Annotated in this window: 17 protein-coding genes; 12 read left to right on the forward strand and 5 right to left on the reverse strand. The window is 64.1% G+C overall.

Features of this window, described 5'->3' with window-relative positions:
- The first annotated feature begins 120 nt into the window (after positions 1 to 120).
- From ACFQL3_RS05705 to ACFQL3_RS05715, 3 genes are read left to right on the forward strand one after another with little or no spacing between them, the layout of a single operon-like run.
- Entirely contained in the window at positions 121 to 2,052 is a 1,932-nt protein-coding gene (locus ACFQL3_RS05705; RefSeq protein WP_377052222.1) for a NosD domain-containing protein, read from the forward strand.
- Entirely contained in the window at positions 2,049 to 2,774 is a 726-nt protein-coding gene (locus ACFQL3_RS05710; protein WP_377052224.1) for an ABC transporter ATP-binding protein, read from the forward strand. Before ACFQL3_RS05705 ends, ACFQL3_RS05710 begins: the two co-directional genes overlap by 4 nt.
- Entirely contained in the window at positions 2,771 to 3,586 is an 816-nt protein-coding gene (locus ACFQL3_RS05715) for an ABC transporter permease (protein WP_377052226.1), read from the forward strand. Before ACFQL3_RS05710 ends, ACFQL3_RS05715 begins: the two co-directional genes overlap by 4 nt.
- On the opposite strand, the gene ACFQL3_RS05720 is transcribed toward ACFQL3_RS05715, so the two are convergent.
- The gene (locus ACFQL3_RS05720) at positions 3,587 to 4,153 is read right to left on the reverse strand and encodes a nitrous oxide reductase accessory protein NosL (RefSeq protein ID WP_377052228.1); all 567 of its coding nucleotides are present in this window, start codon (positions 4,151 to 4,153) and stop codon (positions 3,587 to 3,589) included. It abuts the gene before it with no gap.
- Between the two features lie 321 nt (positions 4,154 to 4,474).
- On the opposite strand from ACFQL3_RS05720, the gene ACFQL3_RS05725 reads away from it, so the two are divergent.
- Positions 4,475 to 5,314 (forward strand): cytochrome c oxidase subunit 3, encoded by an 840-nt coding sequence (locus ACFQL3_RS05725; RefSeq protein ID WP_377052230.1) that lies wholly within the window; start codon positions 4,475 to 4,477, stop codon positions 5,312 to 5,314.
- A gap of 6 nt (positions 5,315 to 5,320) precedes the next feature.
- The gene (locus ACFQL3_RS05730; RefSeq protein WP_377052232.1) at positions 5,321 to 5,593 is read left to right on the forward strand and encodes a DUF7410 domain-containing protein; all 273 of its coding nucleotides are present in this window, start codon (positions 5,321 to 5,323) and stop codon (positions 5,591 to 5,593) included.
- On the opposite strand, the gene ACFQL3_RS05735 is transcribed toward ACFQL3_RS05730, so the two are convergent.
- Complete coding sequence (locus ACFQL3_RS05735) at positions 5,594 to 5,869, reverse strand: DUF7111 family protein (RefSeq protein WP_377052234.1); 276 nt, start codon at positions 5,867 to 5,869, stop codon at positions 5,594 to 5,596. It lies immediately after the preceding gene.
- Between the two features lie 114 nt (positions 5,870 to 5,983).
- Here ACFQL3_RS05735 and ACFQL3_RS05740 point away from each other — a divergent pair, with 114 nt between their 5' ends.
- Positions 5,984 to 6,256: a PadR family transcriptional regulator gene (locus ACFQL3_RS05740; protein ID WP_377052236.1), complete on the forward strand. Its 273-nt coding sequence runs from the start codon at positions 5,984 to 5,986 to the stop codon at positions 6,254 to 6,256.
- Here the strand turns inward: ACFQL3_RS05740 and ACFQL3_RS05745 are convergent, their stop codons facing one another.
- The gene (locus ACFQL3_RS05745; protein ID WP_377052238.1) at positions 6,257 to 7,402 is read right to left on the reverse strand and encodes an acyl-CoA dehydrogenase; all 1,146 of its coding nucleotides are present in this window, start codon (positions 7,400 to 7,402) and stop codon (positions 6,257 to 6,259) included. It lies immediately after the preceding gene.
- A gap of 100 nt (positions 7,403 to 7,502) precedes the next feature.
- On the opposite strand from ACFQL3_RS05745, the gene ACFQL3_RS05750 reads away from it, so the two are divergent.
- From ACFQL3_RS05750 to ACFQL3_RS05760, 3 genes are all read left to right on the forward strand, one after another.
- A complete protein-coding gene (locus ACFQL3_RS05750) occupies positions 7,503 to 8,186 on the forward strand; it encodes a haloacid dehalogenase type II (RefSeq protein ID WP_377052240.1) in 684 nt (227 codons plus the stop codon).
- Positions 8,187 to 8,363: 177 nt separating this feature from the next.
- Positions 8,364 to 9,425 carry a phytoene/squalene synthase family protein gene (locus ACFQL3_RS05755; protein ID WP_377052242.1) on the forward strand — a complete coding sequence of 354 codons (1,062 nt, stop codon included), beginning with the start codon at positions 8,364 to 8,366 and terminating at the stop codon, positions 9,423 to 9,425.
- A gap of 73 nt (positions 9,426 to 9,498) precedes the next feature.
- The gene (locus ACFQL3_RS05760; RefSeq protein ID WP_377052244.1) at positions 9,499 to 9,960 is read left to right on the forward strand and encodes a hypothetical protein; all 462 of its coding nucleotides are present in this window, start codon (positions 9,499 to 9,501) and stop codon (positions 9,958 to 9,960) included.
- A 24-nt stretch (positions 9,961 to 9,984) separates the two neighbouring features.
- On the opposite strand, the gene ACFQL3_RS05765 is transcribed toward ACFQL3_RS05760, so the two are convergent.
- Together ACFQL3_RS05765 and ACFQL3_RS05770 are read right to left on the reverse strand one after the other, a co-directional pair.
- Complete coding sequence (locus ACFQL3_RS05765) at positions 9,985 to 10,701, reverse strand: ThuA domain-containing protein (RefSeq protein WP_377052246.1); 717 nt, start codon at positions 10,699 to 10,701, stop codon at positions 9,985 to 9,987.
- A gap of 58 nt (positions 10,702 to 10,759) precedes the next feature.
- Positions 10,760 to 10,987, reverse strand: coding sequence for a ribbon-helix-helix domain-containing protein (locus tag ACFQL3_RS05770; RefSeq protein WP_377052248.1), 228 nt, complete (start codon positions 10,985 to 10,987; stop codon positions 10,760 to 10,762).
- 117 nt (positions 10,988 to 11,104) lie between these two features.
- Between ACFQL3_RS05770 and ACFQL3_RS05775 the strand changes: the two genes are divergently transcribed.
- From ACFQL3_RS05775 to ACFQL3_RS05785, 3 genes are read left to right on the forward strand one after another with little or no spacing between them, the layout of a single operon-like run.
- A complete protein-coding gene (locus ACFQL3_RS05775) occupies positions 11,105 to 11,791 on the forward strand; it encodes a DUF2391 domain-containing protein (RefSeq protein WP_377052250.1) in 687 nt (228 codons plus the stop codon).
- 50 nt (positions 11,792 to 11,841) lie between these two features.
- On the forward strand, positions 11,842 to 12,108 hold the full coding sequence (locus tag ACFQL3_RS05780; protein WP_377052252.1) for a DUF5827 family protein: 267 nt from the start codon (positions 11,842 to 11,844) through the stop codon (positions 12,106 to 12,108).
- 3 nt (positions 12,109 to 12,111) lie between these two features.
- The gene (locus tag ACFQL3_RS05785; protein ID WP_377052254.1) at positions 12,112 to 12,912 is read left to right on the forward strand and encodes an ATPase; all 801 of its coding nucleotides are present in this window, start codon (positions 12,112 to 12,114) and stop codon (positions 12,910 to 12,912) included.
- The last annotated feature ends 9 nt before the right edge of the window (positions 12,913 to 12,921 follow it).

Genomic DNA, 12,921 nt, shown 5'->3' on the forward strand with positions numbered 1-12,921 from the left:
CGCGCTGTCCCCTTCGAGCAGACTCGGTCCCAACGAAGACGTTGAGGAAGTGGCCGACGGCGTCGAGGATTCGAGAACCGCACCACACGATGTAAACCGATCCCACCGAAAGGAATAGCTGTGACTAGCGGACTGTATCGCGGGAGAGAGTTGTCAGTAGCACTGCTCCTGCTGGCGTGTCTCGTCGGCGCGGTCGGTGCTGGCGTCTTCATGACGGACGTCGACGACGCCGCGCCGTCACCGGAGCCGTTCGACTCCGTGACGACGCTCGGCCTCTCGCAGGAAGACGAGCGGGCCGCCGCGCAACAAGAGATATCTATCCCCCGCGTAGAGGTGTTTTACTCCCAGTACGAGTACGTGGTCGGCTACTACGGCGTCGAGCAGGCCGTCGATACGCTGAATCAGCCGGAACACGACCAGCAGTTCGGCTACCCGCTGGTCGTCTACGTCTCGAACTACGCCCACACGACTCTCGAACTCACCGATAAGGGGTATCTGACCCCGGAGACCTCGGTCGGATGGACCGACGCGAGTGAGGCCTCCTTCGTCGTCGGTAGCGAAGCGCAGACGCCCGCGGGCGAGACGGTCGTCCCGTTCAGCACCCGTTCGGCCGCCGTCGAGTTCACCGAGGAGTACGGCGGCGAAATCGTCGGCTGGAGCGAGCTTCAGAGCCGGTCGTTCGACATCGACACCGCCGCCGTCGTCCGCGACCGGGTCGACGACCAGCGCGCGCAGGCCGACGACCGGGTCGCAGCCGTCAGACCGTTGCTCGACCGCGACCCCGTTCGGACCCTCGGCGAGGACGAGACGGTCCAGGAGGCCGTCAACGCCGCGCCCGCTGGCTCGACGGTCGAGATACCCCCTGGCATCTACGAGGAGACCGTTCGCATCGACAGACCGCTCACGGTCCGGGGCGAGAACGCCACTATCCGCGGCGACGGCGAGGGGAACGTCGTCGAGGTGCGGGCCGACGACGTCGCAATCGAGGGTATTAACGTCGACGGCGTCGGCAATCAGACCCGGGACCCCGAGCAAGTAAGCGGCGAAGACGGCGACTGGGACCAGAACATCGAACTCGGCTACGGGCACGGCGATGCGGGGATCCACGTCGTCAACGCCAGCGGCGTCTATGTCACCGACGTCTCGGTCGAGACGCCGGCCAACGGCGTCTTGCTCCGTGACGCTCCTGACGCGGTCGTGGACGACATCGCAGTCGACGGGAGCGAGGAGTGGGCCGAGGGCTTCATGGGCGTCATGTCGATGCGCTCGCCCGCGGTCGTCCAGAACTCCACCTTCGACGGCGGCCGCGACGGCGTCTACCTCCATCGCTCCCACGGGACGGTGATCCGGGACAACGCCTTCTACGAGAACCGCTTTGGCGTCCACCTGATGCACACCTCCGATTCGGTAATCGCCGACAACGTCGCCCGCCGACAGGACATCGCCGGCCTGACGATCATGACGAATCCGACGCACAACGCAGTCGTCGGCAACGACATCCGCGAGTCGGATTACGGTATCCTCCCCGCCGGGTCGCGAAGCTACATCGCGAACAACGTCGTCGCCGACAACGGCTACGGGATCACGACCAGTGCCGATCAGTCGCTGTACGAGGAGAACGTTATCTACGACAACGAGGTCGGTCTGCGAACCGGGTCGATCCTCGCCTCCAACCGCGTCGTGCGAAACGACATCGTCGGCAACGACCAGCACGTCGAGGCCAACGTCGGGCCGCTCCGGATCTGGACGTTCGAGGGGCGAGGCAACTACTGGGACGGCGCGTACGGGACGGCATCGGGTGGCGTGCTCGACCGGTCGTACTCGCCGACCGACCCCGTCGACGGACAGCTTCACAGGACGGAGGGCGCGCTGACGCTCGCCGAGTCGCCCGCGGCCCGCGGGCTAAGCGAACTTCGCGGGACCACGCCGGGCCTGCGAACCGGGAGCGTCGTCGACACTGCGCCGCTCGCGGAGCCAGTGAATCCCGACGTGCTGGCGGAACTCGAAGCGGAACAGCAGGACGAAGACGATGACGGAGGTGCCGGGTCGTGAGCGACGGGCCGATCCTCCGCGCCGAGGACCTCGATCACTCCTTCGGCGACGTGGCGGTGATCGACGACGTCTCGGTCGGCGTCGAGGCAGGCGCCGTAACGGCAATCGTCGGGCCGAACGGCTCGGGCAAGACGACGCTGCTGCGACTGCTCGCCGGACTCCTGACGCCGACCGCCGGATCGGTGGAGTATCTGGGGCCGGACGCAGAACGCGAGATCGGCTATCTCCCCCAGCGCCCGACGTTCAGGCCCGGGTTCACGGTGTACGAGACGCTCGCTTTCTACGAAGCGCTCGTCGGCGACGCACCGGGTGACCGCCTGGAACAGGTCGGCCTCCCGGATGCCGCAAACAGACGCGTCGAGGCGCTCTCGGGCGGGATGACGCGCCTGCTCGGGGTCGCACAGGCGACTGTGGGCGATCCGCCGGTCGTCGTCCTCGATGAACCGGGGAGCGGCCTCGACCCAGGCATGCGTCGACGCACCTTCGAGGTTGTGACCGACCTCGCGAGCGAGGGGACGGGGGTCGTGTTGAGTTCGCACGATCCGGAACTGGTCGAGCGGACGGCCGACCGCGTACTCGTGCTCGACCGTGGCGGTGTCGTCGCCGATGGTTCGCCCGAGCAACTGATCGAGGAGTACGAGGTCGACTCGCTCTGGGACGTCTTCGAGGCGGCGATCACCGGGGCAGCCGAAACCGTCGACGTCGTGGGGGTACCCCGATGAGTGGCCGCCGCGCGGCGCGGGTGATCTTCGGCCGCGAACTCGCGAGCGTCGCCCGGTCGCGGTCGTATCTCCTGTTGTTCGTCGGCGTCGCCGCCGTCATCGTCGGCATCGCGACCGTCGGTGGCGGCACTGAGGCGGGCTACGTCCCGACTGCGGTCGATCTCCTCTTGCCACTGGAACTGCTCGTTCCGGTGGTCGCGTTCGGTATCGGCTACCGTTCGATCGCTGACGACGTCCAGCGCGAGGAACTCGAAGTGCTCAACACGTACCCGGTGCCGGACTGGGCGTACGTCGGGGGCGTCTACGCCGGTCGCGCGGTCGCTGTCGTGACGACCCTCGCCGTGCCGCTGATCGTCGTCGGCGTGCTGATCTGGCTCTCTGCAGGGCCCGGTACCACGATTGTCGCGACCCACCGTGGCATCGACTCGCCCGTTCTGTTTGGCCGGTTTATCTCCCTGACGCTCGGCTACGCGCTGATGGTGCTTTCGGTCGTCCTCGCTCTCTCAGCGCTGGCGAGCAGTCGCAAGGTCGCGCTCACGCTCGCCGTCGTTGGGGTCGGCGGAATCGTCGTCGGCCTCGACCTGCTGGTCCTCCGGGGCGTCGGCGCGGACTGGATCGCGAGCGATACGCTGGTGACTGCGCTCGCGGCGTCACCTGCGAGCGCGTTCCGTGGGCTGGTCTTCGAGACCGTGCTGTACGTCGCGTTCGACGCCGAGACCGGCTACGCCTCGCCGGTCGCGAGCGCGTTTAGCCTCGTTAGCTGGACGCTCATCGGGCTGTCAGCCGCCGCAGTCGGCGTCTCGCGTCGGTGATCACATTCCGAGCGAGTCGATCAGTTCTCGCGTAATCTCGTCGTGTGTAATGACCTGGCCGCCGTACTCGTCGGCGAAGGAGTCGGCATCAGTGGCCTCTCCGAACGGGATCAGGTCCTCGCCCATCGCGCCGCGCACGTCCGAACCGGCGACGAAGTTCAGGTCGGTCTCGTCGGCGTACTCGTCCGCCTGCAGATGCGCCGAGATGAACTGCGACTCCCCCTCACCGGAGACGGTGTACTCGACGGTGCTGTAATCGGTGAGATAGGTGACGATGGGCGTCTCGCCCCTGTCCTCGGCGTCGAACCGGTACCGGTAGGTACAGACGCCGCTACAGAAGTGGGCGGGGCCGTCCCTGTCTTCGGGATGGTCCTCGAAGAACACCTGTCCTGTCGGCCCCGGATGCTCCTCGATCACCATGCCACACTGGTCACAGGACTGCCCGGCGTCGAGTGCGATTGGCTCCGGCGCGGCCTCGTCGTCGCCGAGACAGCCGGCAAGCACTGCGACTGTGCCTGCACCCGCGAGAGCGAGCATGCGCCGTCTGGTGGGATGAGACTCGTTCATACTAAAACGGACGGCCGCGACGGCATTAGGAAATCTGGTACGACCGCCGAAAACCCTCACAGCGAGCGCGAGGAGTTGACGACCACGAGGAGACTCGACAGCGCCATCGCGCCGGCGCGCTGACGAACATTCCGAACCTGCTGATCGGGTCACTCGTCTTCGTCGGCCTGCTCGTGGCAGTAGTCCTCTACGTCGGCCGCGTAATGAGTGCGAACTACCGGCCACAGCAACGATTCTGACCTACCCGGGACCCTCTATTCGGCCCGCTCTCCACCGGCGCGGTTGGATGGATTTTTAGTAGTTCGACTGTAACCCCTCTGTATGACCGTAGCCGACGACACAGCGGACGACCACGGGCACCACCTCCCGGCGGTGAAAGACTTCCCGAGGGGGTTCGGGGAGGCGAGTTGGTGGCCCTTTATAACAGCGATCGGCGGATCGGGCTTTTACATCGCGGCCGCCATCTACATCCTCGGCGAACAGATGATCGGTGGCAGCCTCTTTGCCCTGAGCGCGCTGACCTTCCTCGGCGGCATCTACGGCTGGCTCTACCACGCCTTCGTCGCCGACTTCTGGAACCGCGAGGCCGACACCAAACACGAAGCGAAGCTTCGGTGGGGGATGCTCGCGTTCCTCGGGTCCGAGATCGCGACGTTCGGCGCACTGTTCGTCTACTACTTCTTCATCCGGGTCGGTAGCTGGCCGACCGGCGACTTCGGCGACGTGCCAGCACTACTGAACTCCGTTGTGCTGTTCAACACCGCGATGCTGCTGGCCAGTAGCGCGACGATCCACTACGCTCACGTGGCGCTACTCAACGATAACCGGAAGCGATTCATGCAGTTGTTCGGCGCGACGATCCTGCTCGGCCTGATCTTCATGAGTGGCTGGGCGTTCGAGTACTACGAGTTCATCATCCACTACAACTACGGCTTCTTCGAGGGCGCGTTCTCCAACGGCTTCTTCGCCCTGACCGGGCTTCACGGCCTCCACGTGTCGATGGGAATCGTCATGATGAGCATCGTCATGGTGCGGGCACTCAGAGGACAGTACTCCGCGGAACGGCACGTCTCCGTGAGCACCGTCTCGATGTACTGGCACTTCGTCGACCTGGTCTGGGTGTTCCTCGTCGTCGTGCTGTACGTCGGAGCTAGCCTGTAATCAGCAATGGAAGAGGTCACAGCCATCGACGTCGAGGTGCCGGACGACGCCACCGAATATCGGTGTCCGTACTGTGACCGACCGTTCCGCACCGAGCGCTACCGGACACTCCATCTCGGACTGGACCACCCGGATCTGATCGACGAGGCGGAACGTGATGCGTTCCAGGACGCGTATCTCGAAGAGAACGACGATATCGGCCGGTTCAGACTGAAAGTACTCGGCACGCTCGTCCTGGTTTATTTCCTCTTTCTGTTCGTCTACCTGCTCGTCAACTGATCACATTCCCATGTCGCTCGCGTCGTCGGGGATCGGCAGGTCGTTCGGCGACGCACCGAGCAGTTCTGCGGCGTGATCCAGCGCCATGTCGAAGCCGTAGTAGCGCTCTAGCTCGTCGCCGCCCTCGCTCGGCCGAACTTTCAGCATCGCGTAGCCCTCGATGTTCTGTGCGATTGCAGCACTGCGGCCGTCCCGATCGAACGCCAGCACGCGCTCGGACTCGGTGGTGTAGTACTCCGCGTCGATGTCGCCAGCCTCGGCAGTGGCGTCGCTCATACCCGGCGCTTAGGACGGCCCCTAATCGAAGTTGTCGGTTCCGGAACCCGCGAGGATTCGGGCACGCCCCATCGAACCGGAACGCCAAAGCGGCCGCCGCGACTGCTACTGGGTATGAGCCAGTGGCTCCAGAGCGGGTTCCGACGTGACCTCTGTATTCTGCTGTACGGCGAGGAACGGAGCGGACAGGCGCTCAAGACGGCGATCGAGCGCCGATACGACAGGCGATTCGAGCCCCGGCGGTTCTACGGCGCGCTCGATCAACTCGTCGACAAGGGGTTCGTCGAGGAACGAACCGAAGGGCTCCACGACATTTACGCGCTGACGGAGCCGGGTCGCCGGAGTGTCGAGCGGCAGTTCGAGTGGATGGACGAGCAGGTGGCCTGATTACCCGTCGAGTACCTGATCGCCGATGGTGTTGCGCAGGATTTCGCTGGTCCCCTCGTAGATCTCGTTGAGTTTCGCGTCTCGGTAGTACCGTTCGGCCGGGAAGTCCTTCGTGTAGCCGTAGCCGCCGTGGATCTGGATGCCCTCGTTGGCGACCTCCCGGGAGACCTCGCTGGCGTACAGTTTCGCCTGTGCGGCCTGTTTGATGTAGTCCTCGCCGCGGATCTTCCGGTCGGCCGCGCGGTGCATCAGTAGTTTGGCGGCCTGAAGTTTCGTGTCCATGTCGGCGATCTTGTGTTTGATCGACTGGAACTCGCCGATAGACTGGCCGAACTGCTCGCGCTCGTTGGCGTACTCGACGGCGGCGTCGAGGGCGGCCTGCGCGATGCCGACGCCGCGGGCCGCGATGGTGATCCGGCCCGCATTGAGCGTCTTCAACCCCTGGACGAACCCCTCGCCTTCCGCGCCGAGTCGACGGTCTGCCGGAATCCGCAGGCCGTCGAACCGTAACTCGGCGGTCGGACAGCCCTTGTCGCCGAGTTTGTGCTCGGTCCCCTCGACGTGGAAGCCGTCGTCCTCCTCGGGCCGGACGACGAACGAGGAGATCCCCTTGTTGCCGGCGTCTTCGTCGGTCTTCGCGAAGACGACGACGGTATCGGCGACGGAACCGTTCGAGATCCACAGTTTCCCGCCGTTCAGTATGTACTCGTTGCCCTCGGCCATCGCAGTCGTCTCCATCGCCGGGACGTCGCTACCCGCGCCGGGTTCCGAGAGCGCGAACGCTCCAATGTCTCGGCCCTCGTTCAGCGGTGTCAGATACGTCTCCTTCTGGTGGTCGTCGCCGAACTCGTAGAGCATGTTGCCCGCGAGGCTGGTGTGGGCGGCGACGATGGTTCCGAGACCGCCGCTCCCGCGACTGATCTCCGCGAGCGCGAGCGCGTAGCTGTGGTAATCGAGTCCGGCCCCGCCGTACTCCTCGGGAAACGGCATGCCCAGCAGGCCGAGCTGGGCCATTTCGTCGAGCAGTTTTCGGGGGAACTCGTCAGTCTCGTCGATCTCGGCCGCCCGCGGGACGACCTCTTCGTCGACGAACTCCGTCACCATCTCCTCGATCTGGCGTTGCTCTTGGGAGAGCGCGAAATCCATGTTCGAAGGTTCGTCCACCCCTACTTGACGGTTTCTGTGACCAATGCACATGGACCTGGAAGATCGAGGATTATCACTCGGGCACCCGTTGTAGTCCGTGATGACGTTCGATCCCGAGCGCGTTACGACGGTTACCTTCGATTCTTACAGTACGCTCGTCGACGTGGATGCGGCCGAGAACGCACTCGCTGACCGCGTTGCGGATCCTGAACCCGTTTCGAGACTCTGGCGTGCACGATCACTGGAGTATACGTTCGTCGCGAATCAGATCGACGCGTATCAGCCGTTCTACGAGATGAATCGTGACGCCCTGCAGTACGCACTTGACGTCCACGATGCCGATATCTCACAGGCGGAGCGAGATGAGATCCTGGTAGTGTACCACGAACTCGATGTGTTCGACGACGTTCGCGACGGCATCGAACAACTCCGTGATGACGGATACGCCTGCTACGTCGTTTCGAACGGAAATCCGGCGATGCTGTCGTCGATGGTTCAACACGCCGACATCGAGGATCTGCTCGAGGACACGATCAGTGCCGACGAGATCCGGACGTTCAAGCCCGACGCCGAACTCTATCGCCATGCTGCCGCCCGGACGGGAACACCGATCGACGAGATTGCACACGTGACGGCCGGGTGGTTCGACGTCATGGGTGCACAGCACGCGGGGATGCAGGGTGTCCGGGTGGATCGGCAGGCAACACCGTGGGAACCGTTCGACGGCGACCCTGATCTGACGATCGACTCGTTGCAGGAACTGGCGATTGCACTGAGCGAGTAGGCCGACCGAGTACGATCTGCTCACTTTTCAAATCCGGAACTGGATAGTGCCTGCTCGTCGCAAAACCATCCTGAAAAACCATTTATAACCTGCGGGCGGTGGGGCCGCCCGTTCTGAGTGTCAGGACAAATTCCTCAGACCTTTTTATCCCCGGAGTCTAAGGAAACTACTACGAGGATGAACGACACCCAAGAGGTGACGTTCGACGAGGACCTGGCTTGGTGTTTCGACGCCGTCTCGGACGTCTCGCGAACGTTTGCAATCACGATCGACGTGCTGGACGAGCCGATGGCTTCGCGGATCTGCGTCGGCTATCTCCTCTGCCGTGTTGCGGACACGGTCGAAGACGCCGGCCATATCCCGCCGACTATCCAGCAGGCCCTTCTCGAAGAGTACAACGACGCGATCGCTCGTGAGGCCGGCTCGGACGTGACGGTCCACGAGTTCAGCGAGGACATCGCCGAGTGGATCCCCGAGGAGCCTGGCGAGGACAAGGACGATTGGGGAGTCGTCGCCAACGCTCCCCGCATCGTCCGGACCTTCGAGAACCTGCCCGCCGAGGACAGGGAAGCTATCCGCGAACCGGTGCGCGAACTGGTCGGCGGGATGGCGACGTTCGTCGACCGTCACGCCGAAACCGGTGGACTCCGGATCGAAACGGCCGACGAACTGGAGGAGTACTGCTGGTACGCGGCCGGCACCGTCGGCGAACTGATTACGAACCTCATCACGCGAGGGACCGACCCCAGACAGACCGAGGTACTACAGAAGAACGCCCGCTCGTTCGCCCTCCTGCTCCAGTTGGTAAACGTCGCAAAAGACGTCACTGACGACTATCACGAGGAGAACAACGTCTATCTGCCCGCAAACTGGCTGCGAGAACAGGGCGTCGAGCAGGACGCCGTCTGCGAGGCGGATAACGTCCGCGAGGTGACGACTGTAATCGAGCGCGTCACCGACCAGGCCGCGGGCTATCTCGACGACGCGCTCCTCTATCTCGAAGCGCTCCCAGAGCATCGAGGTAACACGCTGGCCGCGTGGGCGATTCCGTACTTGCTCGCTGTGGGGACGATCCGCGAACTCCGCGAGCGACCAGAGGACGTGCTCAAACAGGGTGGCGTCAAAGTGCCGAAGCCGGAGGTACTGACCCTGATCGCGCAGTTCGACGGCGGCGTCGACAAATCGACGCTCGCCGAGTTGCGCCAGCAGATGGAGCGTCAACCCCTCCACCAGCACTGATCGCGACCCCAGCATCGAGTAGTCCGCCGCCGTCTGCGGGACGCTTATTCCCTCCACGCTCTTACCGCTCAGTATGAGTCTCGATGTCGACCCGCCGGACCCACCAGAACTGAGCGAACAGGTACCCGACAAGTACGACGACGACGATCACCTGGATGAAGACTCCGAGTACCGGCGGAACGACCTGGAGACGTTCTTGCACGAGGGGGCATGGACCGACGGCTTCGACGAGTGGGCCGAGCATACTGACCTCGACGAGGACGAATACGAGATTGCGGTCGAACTCGGTATGTTCGCCGCCTTCGACTTCTTCTGGGACGACTTCGCGGATCGGGTCGGCTACAACGCGCCGGGTATCCCCGAGGACTGGCGGGAAAAAGAGTACCACCCCGACCTCGACTCGTGGGGGACCGTGTCGGGCATCAACGCCGCGATGACCGAGTTCGGTCAGACCATCTCCGAGGTGCTCAAAAACGACTACATCGACTGGGAGGCCGAGTACGACGCGCCCGACGACCTGCCGGATTTCGACTGAGTTCGCCGCGTCGGACCGCCCGCGCTACTCGATCCGCTCGGCAGGATCGGCGTTGCCGAAGTACGGTTCGGGCCCCTCCGTCGGTGCCGCCCAGTCGACGGCGTTGACGAGCACTTGTCGGATCCCCTCCTGGAAGTAGATCGGATACTCCTCGTGGCCGGGCCGAAAATAGAAGATCCGGCCGCTGCCACGGCGATAGCAGGCACCGCTCCGGAACACTTCGCCGCCCTCGAACCAGCTAACGAACACCAGCGCGTCTGGCTGTGGAACGTCGAAGCGCTCGCCGTACATCTCCGCCTCGGGGACGACGATGGACTCGTCGAGTCCCGCAGTGATCGGGTGTCCTGACTCGACCGTCCAGAGGCGCTCGGTCTCACCGACCTCGCGCCACTTGAGCGAACAGCTCGTTCCCATCAGTCGCTTGAACGGCTTGGAGTAGTGTGCGGAGTGTAGCGGGAGAAAGCCCATGCCCTCGCGCACGCGCTCGACGACGCGGTCGACCACTTCCTCAGCAACTTCGTCGTGGGCGATGTGGCCCCACCACAGCAAAACGTCGGTGTCCTCGAGGACGTCCTGCGTGAGTCCGTGGTCGTCTTCGTCCAGCGTGGCGGTGCGGACGTCGTGTCCCTCGTCTTCGAGCAGTTCGGCCAGCACGGCGTGGATGCCGTTCGGGTAAAGCTCTGCGACCGCTTCGCTCTCCTGTTCGTGGCGGTACTCGTTCCAAACTGTGACGCTGACCATACCTGCTGGTCTACCTCGCGCGTAAAATCATCCTCGCTTCGCCGCGACAGCGAACGGTCTAGAAGACGTACTCGTCGTCGTGGCCCATCATCCCGTCGTCTTCTAGTGCGTCGTCGTATCCTTGCTGCTCGTCATCGTCAGACGGACCGCTGGTCTTGTACGCTTTGAGGCCTGCTGATAGCAGGTCTTCGATTGCCTCTTCACGGTTCACGAACTCGCCTTGCTCGACCATCTGCGTGATCTGCATATCCAGATGATCTGGCACGTTGATCTCGACTTTAGGCATCAGACAGTGAGGCTTTGCCGGAGGCATATATAAGTTTGACGGGGATGGTCCGTGATCGCCCGCCGCTCACCGTCAAATATGCACAACGCTTTACACGATTCCTGACCGTCATGCGGTATGAGCGATCCAGGATCGGGAGGGGAGCCCCCGTCGGAGCACGCCGGAGACGGTCCGGAAGAGCCATCCCGTCCTGATGGCGGCACACCCGACCAAGAGAAACTGCCACAGAGCGCGAACGTCGCCGACCTGATGGACGAACTCCGACTGCTCGAAGAGACGGTAGACGATCCAGCCGAACGCGAGCACGTCCAGCGGACCATCCAACTCGCACACCGGGTTCCGGGCGGGAAGACGTTTGGTAAACAGATCGACAAGTACACCGGCCGTGACGTCGCCGAGACCTTCGTCGGGAGCATCCTGATCTCGTTGCCCATGCTGGTCGAGGACGGCGTCTTCGCTATCGGTGACCACTTCGTCGCGGAGCCAGCCTTCTTCGTCGCCAATGCGGCCTTTGTCGTCGTGATGACGATCGGCCTGCTCTACTGGGCCGATATTCAGGAGGTAAAACGGGCGAACCCGATCCTCGGCATCGTCCCGCGACGGCTAGCCGGAGTCCTCTCGATTGCCTTTTTCACCGCGGCGTTCACGATGACACTGTGGGGCCGCGTCGACTGGTCAGTCCCGTGGGTGGCGCTCTGTCACGTCAGCGTCGTCTGGGCGGCCGCCGCGTTCGGCGGCGCGCTCGGCGATATCCTCCCCGGCGAGAGCAAGGGGAGCGATCTCACGCTCTCCCGCGACCGCTAGGTCGGCATCGAATCGCGCCATTTACCCACTCGACACGTCTACCGACAGCTATGCCCGTACCGAAATCCGAGTTCGACGAACTGTTTCCCTGTGACTTCAGCACCCCCGAGGACCTGCTCGAATCGGGGCAGATGTACACCGTCTACGAGATAGCGCGATTGCTCCAGCAACTCGATCCCGACGCCGAGATCGAGGCCGAGACCGAGGACGTCCTGCTCGACTGGGCGATTCCGTGGGTGATGGTCCACGCCGAGGATCTGGTGATCGCGGAACCGCGCGCGGAGGACGAACCGGGCTACTACGGCCTCAAGGAGTAGCGTATGCGGCTGCTCGTCGCCGGTAGCGATCGGGTCGACGCCGGGAAGACGACGTTCTCGACCGGACTTCTCGACTGGATCGACGGCACCGGCTTCAAACCTCGTGCGGGCAACGACTACTGGTTCGACCAGGACGACGTCCGGCAGGCCATCGGAGACGGTCGACTGTACGGCAAGGACGCGAAACGGCTCGCGGCGGCCAGCGCGGACGACGTGTCGCCGGAAGAGATCAATCCGATTCACCGCCTGTGGCGTCCCTCGCCCGGCCCGGACGGCGGGCTGATCGGTGCCGCTCACCGACGGTTCGTCCTCGACCGGGTCGCAGGGGCGTTCGTACGGAACGGGGCCGCGGACGTGCCTCACGCGGTTCGTGAGCGGCTCCCGCTCGCGGATGCGCCGACCGTCGAGACGGTCGACGAACTGAACGACGTGACGCGCAAGCGCCATCTCCCGGCCCTCGACGCCGTCGCGACGCGGATCGAGCGTCACGACCGCGCGGTGGTCGAATCCTACGGCGACATCGCGCGGCCCCTCCAGGGGTTTACGGCGGACGCCGTCGCGGTCGTCGAACCCGCTCGTGCGCGCATCTACGACGGTGACCGCTACGCGACCGCCTGCGAGGCGGCCCGCGGAAGCGCCCGCGAGGGGACGCTCGAACAGTGCGTCGAGGACGTCATCGCACAGATCGACCCGGTCGCAAGCGTCGGGCTACCAGCGCTCGGTGGCGAAAAAAGGGGCGAACCGGGTGCGGTCGCAGATGCCTACTCGCACGCCTACGACGAACTGCTCGCCGTCGCCGAGTGACGTTTTAGC

Source organism: Natronoarchaeum sp. GCM10025321 (assembly GCF_042663585.1).
Taxonomy (GTDB): Archaea; Halobacteriota; Halobacteria; order Halobacteriales; family Natronoarchaeaceae; genus Natranaeroarchaeum.